The sequence below is a fragment of the Phascolarctobacterium succinatutens CAG:287 genome (genome assembly GCF_000434895.1).
Taxonomy (GTDB): domain Bacteria; phylum Bacillota; class Negativicutes; order Acidaminococcales; family Acidaminococcaceae; genus Phascolarctobacterium_A; species Phascolarctobacterium_A succinatutens_A.
Map to the genome: position 1 here is coordinate 1 of NZ_FR892818.1, position 13,406 is coordinate 13,406.

Sequence of the window (13,406 nt, forward strand, 5' to 3'; positions counted from 1 at the left end):
GTGTGCAAATGCATTATACAATCTACCGAGTACTTTTATTTTATCTTCCAGAATAATCTTTTGGTATTCGCCGTAGCAATTGCCGCCAGCTCTTCAAAATCCATTCCCAGCACCTGCGCCGCATTACGCGCCGTATATTCCGTATATCTGGGATTATTGCGCTTGCCGCGGAACGGTACCGGTGTAAGATAAGGGCTGTCGGTTTCAAACAGCAGCAGCTCCTTAGGAATATACTGCATAACCTCACGCACTTTCTGCGCATTCTTATAGGTAGACGTACCGCCGAAGCCAAAGTAATAGCCACGCTTAGCCAGCTCCTTCGCCATCTCCAGCGAGCCACTGACAGCTTTATTGCTGCCAAGGCCAACGCTTGCGCCAACTGATTTATTGTTTTCCTTATAGCTGTTGCTGTCCTGCTTGCTTTCGATGTTCAAATCGTTACCAACGTTACCGGTAACCTTTTCACCGCTCAGCTTGCCGCCTTTAATGTTGGTGTCGTTACCACTTGCAAAACTCAAATCTTTATTGGCGGTTACAGTGCTTTCGTTATAGGTTGTGCCATTTGCAGACACTTCTCCCTTGGACATACTGCCAGAAATGCTGTAGCTTGGGCCTTTACCAAGTTCCAGACTTGCGCCAACGCTCGCACTGCTGGATTTGCTGCTTTGCTCCGTTTTATTCGTATTTTTAGACGCAGTTATGGTTATAATCAGTATCTTAATCTCTACTTCTAGTATTATAATCTATATATGGCTTATAGGTAACAAAAAGCATACCAACGCACATCAAATAGAAAGAAACCATTTTTAAATATCCACTAAAGCTCTTTCCAAACTTATTATATAAATAGAAATCAATAAACGGATATATTTTATTTGTATATGTATCTTCTTCGATATTAAGATACCATTTATTTTGATAACGCACAATGTAATATCTATATTTTTTAATATATCCTTGTTTTGGCAATAATTCCGATACTTTATCATTTGTGATATATGATATTTTACTGCGACCAAGACCACAATCCACGGCATATGGCTCTAACTGAAAGTCTAAATCGGCATATTGTTTTTTTTAATCTAGGGTAGCTATATGTAATTTTTTTATTTTATCATGTTTTTCATCTGGATAAAATCGTTCATAAGCAGAAAAAACTATATTTAACACTATGCATCCATAAAATATAAAAATCAATATATTTCGAATTGACAATTTTATTTGTTTCAAACTTTATCACCTACCTGCTACCTTACTTAAATAATTACTAATGTTTTCAATCGTAGAGCCTTTTAGTATTGATTTATAGTCAAGTCCATCTTTAGGATCTATATTGTTAAACAATGCATCAATACTATCAAAAGAATTTGCATTCTTAGCAAGTAGCGCTCCAGCTAACATTGTCATTCCGTTTTTTATAATAGCTTTTTTAGTATTGTCATTATACTCATATACAGTTACACCATAAGCTTTATTATTAATCATTATATATTTACAATATAGTATTTTATCATCTATTTTTTGATCACTTCGATCATGCCTTATATAATCCCATCCCAAGTTACCCCCTTCATCTTTCTGCCAATAAGGAACTCCCTCAGGTGGTGTTTCTTGTGTATACACATCTTTTCCATCTACAACTACATACCAACCTTCACCCGGCACATATATATATGCCCCATCTTGTTTTGAATACAATGGACGAGCACCATATTCATTATTCTTCGTCCCACTCGCAGCAGTACTTGCCCCAGCTTGTACATTACCAGACACTAAGCCACTAATCACTGCTCCCAATGCAGCACTAACCCACTGCGCCTTATCAGGATCACCGCCTGCAACCTTATCTATTTCTTCAATAACTAGCTTATTTATTCCAGCAGCACTTGCTCCCGCAAGAAAATCACCGCTAGTAAGCTTGCTCATAATCCCGCCAACAACAGCATGATAGAGAGCTTTCTGTTCGTTGCTGCCATCCATATAGTGTATCTCATTATACGCCAATTCGCCAAACAAATTAGCTAATTCCTGGCGTTCTTCAATTTTAGTCTTATCAAAAATCTCGCCAAGCCTATTCAAGCTGTTTTGGTTATCACGGTTCAGCTTATTGATATCCTGCTTCTGGTTTTCCTTATCGCGAATCTCAATAGTGCCTTTACTGATAGTAGCTTTCGTTGTGCTTTCAGACTCTCCGCTTGCAGGCATGCCAATATCAGGTGTTATACCTTTTTCATTGTATTCTGCATCATTGTTTTTGTTTACTTTGATGCCAGCTCCACCTGCTTTATAATCTGCTTTGTTCTGAATATCTTCAAACGTCAGCGTACCTGTCGAAAGCTTATTCTTGTCAGCATCAGCAGTACTTGAAATAATACCACCCTTAAGGTCAGTGTTACCTTCTACGTTAATCTCAAATCCTTCCTTACCTGCGTAAATACCGCTCTGGTCTGTAACGCTATTGTAGTTGCTGTCAATTTTGCCTACGCTTGCGCTGCCGCTAATGGCTTTATTACTGCCAATCCCAATGCTTGCGCCAGCTGATTTATTGTTTTCCTTATAGCTGTTACTGTCCTGCTTGCTTTCGATGTTCAAATCGTTACCAACATTACCAGTAACTTTTTCACCGCTCAGCATACCGCCTTTAATGTTGGTGTCCTTGCCACTTGCAAAGCTCAAATCTTTAGTGGCAGTCACATTGCTTTCGTTATAAGTTGTGCCATTTGCAGACACTTCTCCCTTGGACATACTGCCAGAAATGCTGTAGCTTGGTCCTTTGCCAAGTTCCAGGCTTGCGCCAACACTTGCACTGCTGGATTTGCTGCTTTGCTCTGTTTTATTGGTGTTTTTAGACGCAGTTATATTAAGGTTTTCTTTAGCATCTAGTTTTACGTTCTATCTTTTTATAAAATAGCATATTTTCACCTTCTTATTTTCCGTAGTAGTTTTTATGCCAAAATCTAAGCACTATTTCAGATGAAAAAACTTCTACTTCGCTTCTATATTCTTTTTTTTCAAATAACATTATCACATTCTTAGTATTTTCCCCTCTTGTATTTTTATTTTCATTTAGAAACAGCCAATCATTTTTGGAAAATCTATTTTGTATTATATTTATTGTATTTTGATAATCCATTCTGGTATCATTTTCAAGAACTATAATATAAGTTTTATTTTTAAAAATTTCCTTTTCTTTTTCTCGAAATTCATTAAGATTTAATAACGAAAATTCTTTGTCAAAGTATATTCTTTGTTGATATATCGATGGTGTTCTAGCATTATAATATAACTCAAAAGGATTAAAGGCAAATATCATAAACAAAATTGTAATAATAATCTTTGTATTTTTTTTCATTTAGCCATCTCCTTGCTTAAAATATTACCTATATATCTCGCATGACGTCTAGCATACAATGTTGTACCAGCACTACTCTCAACACCAATTTCAACAGTTAAAATATTACTACCATCTGCAACAGATACACCCGAGCTAGCAACCGCTGAAGCACCAAAGCCACTACTATAACCGGCTATAATATCAACAATATTATATTTAATATCCTTTTTGACGCTATTTTCTATAATACCAATTCCATATCCGCCATACACAAAAGTAGAAGCCCCAAATCCTACTTGTTCCTGATCAAAGATATATACATTACCCTTTTTATCTATAATACCACCATTACTAACAGCAAAATTTTTCCCAATCCCCAACCCTAAATATAGATACTCATAATCACCCTTCATATTCTTTAAATAATTTCTATCAATTAATGATTCACTAGTCTGTACAAAAATATTTTCTATCAAACTATGATTCGGTAATTTATACAGTACTCCATTGTCATCTGCATAATAACTCTCATTTTGATCTATTTTTATTATCTTACCAGTCAAATCATTATTTTCTATTATTCGCTTTATTTTCTCATCGCCATGAACAACACAAGTACCTGATGTCAATATTACATCCTTACCATTTAAATCAACACCCACTTTTTCTTGATAATTATTTAGTTCTGTATGTTTAGCAAGCCAAATTTCATCTTGCAAGCTATCAATAAGCTCATATTTTTCTCTAACTTTTCTCTCCTTATCTTTATTCCCATTGCAGGCAGCTAATTCCTTCTTCATATCGTCTAATTGCTTATGCGTCAAATAGTTATTCTTCGTACCGCTAGAAGCAGTAGCTGCTCCCATCTGCGCATTGTCAGCTGCAACCTGAGCTACTACGCCACCAATAAGAGCATTTGCCCATTGATGCATTGCAGGATTATCCTTGAACATATCGCTTAATTTATCCTGAATCATTTCATTAATCATAGCACCAGACGCCCCTGCCAAGAATCCACTGTTAGTAAGTTCGCTCATGATGCCACCTACAAGAGCATGAAGAGCGTTCTTTTCAGCACTGCCTTCTTGCCAGCCATTTTTTATAGCCAAATCACCTACTGCTTTATAAGCAATCTCTCCAAAAAGTCCAGCCAGCTCTTGGCGTTCTTCAACCTTTGTCTTGTCAAAAATTTCACCAAGCTTATTAAGGCTGTTTTGGGTATCACGATTCAGGTCTTTAAGATCCTGCTTCTGGTTCCCTTTATCCCTGATTTCAATTTCACCTTCAGAAACAGTTGCCTTGGTTACGCTTTCAGCATTATCTTTAGTACCTACACCAATGTTAGGCGTTACACCAGCATCTTTTTTCTTAGCATTCTTAGATGTATCGACATTGATACCAATACTTCCGGCTTTATAATCCGCCTTGTTCTGAATGTCTTTAAAAGTCAACGTACCTGTCGAAAGCTTATTCTTGTCAGCATCAGCAGTACTTGAAATAATACCACCCTTAAGGTCAGTATTAGCTTCTACACGAATATCAAAGCCTTCTTTGCCTGCGTAAATGCCGCTCTGGTCAGTAACGCTTTCGTAGTTGCTGTCAACATTACTCTTTGTAGCACTACCAAAGATACCTGTCTTATTAGCATTGCTAACCTTGTCTTTTTTATCTGTGGTTGCTATGGCATCTTTTTTATTCTTACCGCTAAGATCAATACCAACGCCAAAACCAGCAGAAGAGTTCTTCTCTTTGTAAGAATTCTTATCCTGCTTGCTTTCGATGTTAAAGTCTCCGCCTACGTTGCCGGTAATCTTTTCACCGCTCAGTTTGCCACCTTTAATGTTGGTGTCCTTGCCACTGGTAAAGTCAAGTTTCTTATCCGCCTTTACAGTGCTTTCATTGTAGGATGTGCTGTTGGCATCTACTTCACCGTTGCTCTTGCTCCCGCTTATGGTGACACTACTTACCTGACCTGTTGCGATGTTAAAGTCCACGCCAACACTTGCACTGCTGGATTGAGAATTCTGTTCCAGCTTGTTGGTTGTCTCAGACGCAGTTATGTTAAGGTTTTCTTTAGCGTTTAAGGTAACATCCTTGCCTTCAACATTGCTGCCAGTGATGTTAATATCTTTCTTCGTAGAAGTAACATTAACATCCCCGCCCGCCTTTACTTCGCTGGCGTTAGCTACTGTTGTTGTGCTATTACTTTCACTCTTGCTCTTCGTTGTGCCAAGGCTGACATTAATAGACAAGTTTTCGTTTACCTTGCCACCGCCATTGCTTTTAATATTTTTGATCGCTTTATCAGCATCCTTGTATCCTTTTACAGCAACTAAAGCACCAAGGCGTTTATCTTCAACATCTGTTGCATGTTTTACGCTGTTCGCTGCGTTATTTACAACATCTACATAAGCGCCGCCAACCGAAACACTCAGTCCTGTTCTTTTAAACTCATGCTTCTCCTGCGCATTATAAACGCTATTGCTGTTTTCAATGCTGATATTCTCGCCAGTGATATTGATATCTTTACCCGCAACAACAGTACTGCCTTTAACGTTAGCAGCCTTATCTGCGGTCAGGTTCACATTGCCCTTAACGCTGCCAACTGTGCTTCCCACCTGTTCAACGTTCTGATTAGCGTACTGGTCCTTCTGCTTTTCCTTGCCAATGGTAAAGCCTAAACCGCCTCCGCTAAGAATTCCGCTCTTCTTGACAGATTTTATGTATTCGCTTTCGCTTGTCTGCTCCGCACTGCCGATATTCAGATTGCCGCCGGTTTTTACACTTACGTCATTATCTGCAACTACGTTGCTGCCTGTAATATTAGTATCTTTTTTACTGCTAATCGCAATTTCTCCGGCAGAAACATTACTGCTGACAACAGTATTCTGCTTACTATAATCGTAAATATCCGTTGTTTTGGACGAAAGCAATCCACTGACCTTGTTGTGCTCTTCATGCAAACGCTCGTGGTATTCTGTTTCATTAGCGATATTTATATTATTTTTGGCAGCCAGGTCTGCTTTTCCTGCTTCACTGGTTACGTTGCTGCCTTTTATATTGATATCTTTGCCGCTCGCAATGCTGATATCGTTCTTCGCTGCTATAGTAGTGCCTTTTACAGCTTCATCTACTTGCTTGTTATGGTTGTAATAGTTGCTGCCACGCTTGCCTACTTCGCTTTCCTCGCTGTATAAATCTTTCACAGCAGTCAGGTTCACATCGCCTTTAGCATTCAACTCTACGTCATTTTTTGCACTCAAAATACCACCAGCAATGCTGATGTCCTTTTTAGCATTCAGGCGGATGTTCTCGCCGCTCAGCGCGCTCTGCTGGTGCTGCACGTCATGGATTTCTGCTGAAGAACTGCCATAAGCTACGGCAACATGCTTTTCATTTGCTACCGTTACGATATCAACATCGTTAGCATTCAAAGTCAAATCCTTGCCTGCAGTCAGATTTGCTCCTTTGTTAGTGATGCTGTTACCTGCCTCCAGCGTCAGATTCTGCCCAGCACTAATAGAACCAGTTGCTTCAAGCTTTTTCTGGTTCAGCTCCTTATATTGTTTTTTACTAACAGTTGCTTCGTTAGTGATATTCTCCGCTTTCAGCAATGCATCTGCTTTTGCACGCATGGTGCCACTGTTGGTAATATTTTTCTCTGCTTTAACAGCTAAATTTTTGCCTGTAATATCGCCTTTGTTGTCCACATTTTCTGCGCGCAAAGCTACAGTACCATCGCTCCTGATGTTACCCATGTTCTTGATATCCTGCTTGGAGTACAGCTCTACCTCACCGCCTACGATGAGCGCACCATCAGGACGCAAATCTTCGCTGCGCACCTGTGCCAGGAACACCTCCGGTACAAGAACCTTTTCGCCGTTGACTACTTCTTCCATCAGCCAGACAATATCTGTGGTCAGGCTTGCCATCTGCTCTGCTGTCAGGGCTACGCCAACCTTCAAATCCATTGCTTCCGCAACTACTGCGCCTGCGTTCATCAGGGCAGCAAACTGCTCCATATCGCTGCCGTAATCACCAAGATATTTCTTGCCAGTCAGCGTACCAATCTGCTGCAAAACAAATTGCTGTTCAAAATAACCATCGCCAAGTCGTTTGCCAACCTTTTCCGGATCTGCCTTTACACGCTCCAAAAGGTAGTCACTGGAAAGGAACTCGTGATAATCAGCAAATTTCTTGTTCGTCTCAATAAGGTATTTCGCCGTTGCATCTTCCGTCAGCTTAAAGATTTTGCTGTTGATATGCAGACTGGAAATATCTGGCAATTTATCGCCTGTTTGGTTATCCTTGCCTGCTGCAGACTTATCATCAGCCTTTCCTTCTACGCTGGTAGATACATCCTGCTTTTCCTTGTAAAGCTTTTCATCCGTAAGATGATTTTCTGCATCCGTCTTGAAATAAGCATCGCTTTCAGGCAAATCGCCTACTTTTCCCTTTGCCTGATGTGTTTTATTTACAATATCAGCAGCATTAATTTTTACGCCACCAACACCGCTCAAAAGGCTTAAGCACTCGCTGTCAGTGCCCTCCTCGTCTCGCATCGTATGGTCATAATACGGAATAACCGTCGTGCCATAAACCCAACGGCATCTGATATGCATTCTTCTATGCTTTTTATACTTCCAGTAATGGTAATCATTACCACGGTCATAGTAATGTATCGTTCCCTGATAGCCAACATTTTCTACCGTACCGCCAGCATTGACAGTTAAATTTTTTCCTGCCTTTATTTTGCTGTAATGGTTGGTCAGGTCTTTGTCCAAATCAATCTTGATGTTACCGCTGGCAATGATATTTGCATCCGCAGTCTCTTTATCAATCTGCGCAGTCAAAATCTGCCTGTCAAATTTGCGCACTGCATCATAATAATTAGGTGCGTTCAAATGCGGTATCTTGTAGGAAATATCCTCATGGCTTTCTTTAAAGCTTGTTTCAAAAATCTCCTTCTTGTTGACAAGATTCTTCGCCTTGATACTGATGTTCCCTTCACTTTCTATATCAGAGGAACGGTTCATAACTGTATCCTGTGCATTTAAAGACAAATCACCTGCAGCATTGATTAAAGAGCCTTGCTTTACGCCTGTTTTGTTCTGATTAGTAATATTGGTTGCAGAAATTGTGCCACTGCCGCCGACAGCCACCAACCCATCTTCGTTCAGGAAATCGCCAATGCTGTTGATTGTCAGATCTTTGGTGACAAAAATATTACCAAGGTCTTTATTCGTGAAATCGTTTGATGTGTTTATAACAGCATTTTTACCGATACCAAAATATGCACTGTCCTGATTAGTAAAACTGCCTAAATCTGCTTCCAGATTGCCTTGTACGTCAACGCTTGCTTTACTGCTGCGCATTGTGTCAGCAGTTATTTTCGCATCCCCGCCGGTATGTAAATTAGCCAGATTACTGTTCAGCAGCATGCCTGCTTTTATTTCCCCATCGCCGGAAACATAAATATTGGCATAATTATTATTCAACGTATTGCTTGCTTCTAACCGCAGGCTGCCCTTGCTGACAAAAGCGCCTTTATTAGTATTGCTGAAATCTGTTGCAGTTATTTTTGTCAGTGCGCTGCTGCCATCCGCACTGATTGTTGCACCGTCATTAGCAAATCTATTAGCAACAGCAAGCGTACCATTTTGCCCATAGTTAACCAGGGCAGTATCCTGATTGATGAAATCAGCTGCCTTCACGTCTAAATCATTGCCTGCTAAGATGATAGATTTATTATTACTAATAGACGCAGCAATATTGATATCCGCATCATTTCCGGCAGAAATCAAGCTGTTATTAGTATTAGATAATTTTGCAGCAGAAACCTTAAGAGCTTCGCCTGCTTTCAAGGTAGCCTTATCCTGCTCCACATCACCACTTACTGTAGCTGTTAAATTTTTCTGTGCTTCAATGTAACCCAAGCTGCTATTTTTAAGTGCACCAGCATTTATCTGCATATTTTCTGTTGCAGCAATCTTACCGGTGTTCTGCATTAATCCATCCGCACTGATATGCAATTCATTGGTATATACTTCACTTTTATCTACCTGCAGGTTGTTCGTGAAGATCTCCAACTGTTTAGGAGTGCGCGCATTCAGGCCATCACCGGCTATAATCATATCACCCTTGTTGTTTCCAAACTTTAAATTACCGTCTGCCCAATTCGTCACTGCGCCTGTAGAGAGAACCACATTATCTGTGTTGATAAACCCAAGTCCGTTAACACTTATACCATTGGCATTGGCAATAACAACACTTGCTTTGTTTCCTGCAACCTCCAGGTATCCGTTAAGCGTGCTGGCATTGCTGCTGGTAACCTCGTTTAAGATTACACTCGCACCTTTGCCAGCAAGGAACATATTGCGGTCAATGTAACCGCCAAGCTCAGTTTTAGTGTACTTGGTTGCGTTATTCAAAATCAGGCCTGTAGATTTAATGTTGAAATCACTGTACAAATTACGGGAAACACCGTTGCCGTTCACTTCCGCAATCTGCACCAGGTCAACACCATTAGCAGCCTTGTCAATAATTGGTTTATATTTACCATTGGCGTTAGCATCTGCCACTAAATCTAAATCATTGTCACTTATCTTATCCTTTTTCACCGTAGCCGCAACACCAGAAGCTTGCGCTATATCAGGCAAGGCAGGCGCTTTAAAATCTTCTGCCTCACGCGGGGCTTCAGGATTTGGCGTCTCAGGGATTACCGGTTTATCAGGATTAATCTCTGTAATGCTTACACCGGTAGTATTATTAATTTTACCATCTGCGCCAATAGTATAAATATTATTCTTGTTTAAAGTAAGCTTATCTGCTGTAACATTTACGCTACTTTTTGCACCTATAGAGCCACTGCCACTAAGAATACCACCAGCAGAAATACTTGCTTCGCCACTGCTATGCATATATCCGTCATTGTTTATAGCTTTAGCACTGTTTACATGCAATATACTTGATGCATTGATATTGCCACTGTTGGCAATTTCATCAGCAGTAATCCTTAACGCTGCAGCGTCCTGCAAAAATTTAGGATTTTCCTCTTCCTCTTCTGCAGTGTAAGCTGCACCTGCTTCCAAGGTACCACTGTTGGTCAGCTTGCCGCCAACAGTCAGCGTCATATCCTTTTGTGCTGTTATAACGCTGCTGTTTTCAATGTCTTCTGTACTGCTGACCATCACGTTGCCATCGGAGGTAAGAGATGTGTAATCCTTATTCGATAATCCGTCCGTAGTATTATTGCTACCAGCGTTTTTAGTAAAGACAATCCTGCCGTCATTGGTAATGCTTAAATTCTCCTGCGCTTTCAGGTTGCCGCCAATATTCATACCCAGTCCTTTTTCCGTACCTACAAGCATAATCCTGCCGGCATACATACCACCCAATGCAGCTACATCAAGTGCCACCTGTGGCTTTTCCGCAGTCGCAGTTGTTTTATGGACTTCTAACGAGCCATCTGTATTGTATTTTACCTCATTGCTGCCTGCGACAACATTTATCGCCTCATTTGCCCAAAGCTCATCATTAATTTTTATCGCACGGGCCATAATATCTAATTTATCAGGTCTGTAATCTGTGCGTTGGTCTTCTGTTAAGCCAGCATTCTGGATATCTATAGTACCTTTTGCAACAGAAAAGCCATTTAACTTACCGTCAGCACCCCAATCAGGCATACCTGTAGTAAGCGTAGCTCTGCCTACATTGATAAAGCCAAAATCCTTGCCGACAATACCGTTTGGATTGGCAATTACTAAATCAGCTTTTGTACCGGCAATCTCAAGCATACCATTCAGGTTTGTTTTGCCTGTACCTGTTACTTCAGTAAGAATCAGCTTTGCTGCATTTCCCTGCAAATTGGCGTTAGCATTCAACGCTCCTGCTAATTGGGAATTATACTGCGCGCTTCCTGTATGGTTATTGAAGACAATACCATTGCCAGCCACATTGAAATCAGTAAATTTATTGTGTGATAGGCCATTACTGTCCGGTTTCACTATATTGATTATATTACCGTTTACATTCGCTCCACCTGCTTCTGCAGTAACCGCTGCATAACAAGGCATAACTGCCTGCATCTGCAATGATAAAGCAATAGCCAAAGCCAAAAATTTCTTTCTGTTCTTACCCAAATTCCCCATAATAGCCCTCCATCCTAAGGCTTATACCGATATCTTTAAATCTGTGCTGTAAGCATCAGGCCATACGTTCTGCTGGCAGTCTTAAAGCCTTCCGGCTTCTTGACCGGATAACCAACAAATGCATCATAGCTGAAAGCCCCTATTCTTCCGCGCATACCGATTGCACTGCCTACTAATTCTGTCCCTAATAAATATTCGGCAGATGGTCCTGATACCTTGCCATAATCCAATGCCAGATATAGCTGATGCGGTAAATCATCTATAGGAAAACGCAGCTCATTGCGTACTACAAGGCCATCTTCTGCTGAAAGCGTCTGCTCTCCATCAAAGCCACGTACACTGTACCAGCCCCCTATAGAAAAGAATTCACTGCCATATATTCTCTGGTCTGCTTTTTGCCCACGCACGGAAACATTATACTGCGCATCATACCCGCTTCCAAAAGGCACCGGAGCAGTATAATTAGCGCTGAACAGATACATATTATACTGCGTTGTTGCTTCATCCGTCATACCGTCAGTAGGTCCTGCATCTGCATACCACGGCAAGCCCTTCTGCCATTTCAGCGAGGCATCTAATACGCTTGCGCCAAGGTACTGCCTGTGGTTGACACCAACCTGCATTGCAGTTGTCTTTTGGCGTTGCACCTCTATTTCTGTGCCGTCTATATAGCTGTGGCGAGTTTTATGTACAAGACCAAGCTCAAAATCAGTCTTACTCTTTTGGTCACGTTGCAGCAAATGATTCCAACTGATGCTGTAACTTGTAAATTTACCGCTGGAAACAAAAGGGTTTACCGCATATTCGACAGTCTGGTGGTAATCATTCTTGCTGTGGCTGAAAGTAAACCGCTCCTTACCGAACGGGACACTGTAGTACAAGCTGTTCGCCCTTGTTCCCTTGCGTTCTCCTGATTGCGTAGCATCTTCATTCCAGCTTGCGTAAAACACATCGTTCGCTGAAAAAGGCTGCAACAGCTGCAATGTTGCGCTCATCTGTGCCCTGCCTGTTGTCTTAGTGCCGCTGTTGTCTACTGAAGTCATTAAAGTCCAGGGCTTTGTGCGCTTAATATCTATAACAAGATTACTTTCACCTTCATTACTGCCCGGCTCAATCTTGATATCTGCACTCTGCGAAGGCACATTGTTGAAATTATCTATGGTCTGTTCTATATCACGTATATTAAGTATTGAACCTCGCTTCATGCAAACTGCATTATGCAATGTACCCCAGGTATTTTCATTTCTGAATTTAATATCCCCCACAATACCAGGAACTAATGAAAAGACAAATTTACCATTTGATAAATCCTGTTCCCCAACATAAGCTCGCGTTGTTACATATCCGCGGTTAATGATTTCCTGGTTGATTCGTTTCAGCAATTCATTGATGCCGTTCACACCGATCCTCTGACCGTTAAACTGTGCCAGATATTCATCTATCCAAGTAAATTTATAGCCATATTTTGGTGCATAAAGCACGAAACGTTTAATTCTAAAACTGTTCTCTTCCTCGGGTAAAACAAAAGCCTCCAAACGGCTGCTTTGCTGCTGCGATTTAGCCATAGACTGACTAACGCGATGCTGCAAATCCTGTTCAGCGCGTTTGGAAGCTTGCTCCTGCTCTTTCTGAGCAATTATCTGTTGTTGTGTATCTACGGGTGCTGCATCAGCATATACAGGCAATAAAAAACCTGCTGCCAAAGCTATTGACGAAACCAGCAATCCTTTTCCCACAAAATCACCTGCTTAAAATATTTTATAATTTCAGTAACTCTAATTAAAATATTCCTAAGATGATTCTATCATAGAAACTCTGATTTGTGAATAATTTATTTTCATGAGTACTCTAAAAGCGGGAAATAATATAGATTTTTGATTATCTTTAAGTGTGCAAATGCATTATACAATCTACCGAGTACT

The 13,406-nt window shown here is 40.6% G+C and carries 5 protein-coding genes and 1 pseudogene; all 6 read right to left on the minus strand.

Annotation, left to right across the window (positions count from 1 at the left end):
- Positions 1-35: 35 nt before the first annotated feature.
- The 6 genes and pseudogenes from BN587_RS12005 to BN587_RS09625 all read right to left on the minus strand — a co-directional run bounded on the left by BN587_RS12005 (position 36) and on the right by BN587_RS09625 (position 13,220).
- On the minus strand, positions 36-743 hold the full coding sequence (locus BN587_RS12005; protein ID WP_368482942.1) for a TatD family hydrolase: 708 nt from the start codon (positions 741-743) through the stop codon (positions 36-38).
- Complete coding sequence (locus tag BN587_RS12010) at positions 718-1,032, minus strand: hypothetical protein (protein ID WP_303684960.1); 315 nt, start codon at positions 1,030-1,032, stop codon at positions 718-720. Before BN587_RS12010 ends, BN587_RS12005 begins: the two co-directional genes overlap by 26 nt.
- Before the next feature lie 204 nt (positions 1,033-1,236).
- Positions 1,237-2,880, minus strand: a pseudogene (locus BN587_RS09610) (hemagglutinin repeat-containing protein); the annotation flags it as partial.
- Between the two features lie 46 nt (positions 2,881-2,926).
- Positions 2,927-3,352, minus strand: a complete 426-nt coding sequence (locus BN587_RS09615) for a hypothetical protein (protein ID WP_021720911.1) — start codon at positions 3,350-3,352, stop codon at positions 2,927-2,929.
- Positions 3,349-11,484 (minus strand): two-partner secretion domain-containing protein, encoded by an 8,136-nt coding sequence (locus tag BN587_RS09620; protein WP_021720912.1) that lies wholly within the window; start codon positions 11,482-11,484, stop codon positions 3,349-3,351. Before BN587_RS09620 ends, BN587_RS09615 begins: the two co-directional genes overlap by 4 nt.
- A gap of 35 nt (positions 11,485-11,519) precedes the next feature.
- The gene (locus BN587_RS09625; protein WP_021720913.1) at positions 11,520-13,220 is read right to left on the minus strand and encodes a ShlB/FhaC/HecB family hemolysin secretion/activation protein; all 1,701 of its coding nucleotides are present in this window, start codon (positions 13,218-13,220) and stop codon (positions 11,520-11,522) included.
- Between the last annotated feature and the right edge of the window lie 186 nt (positions 13,221-13,406).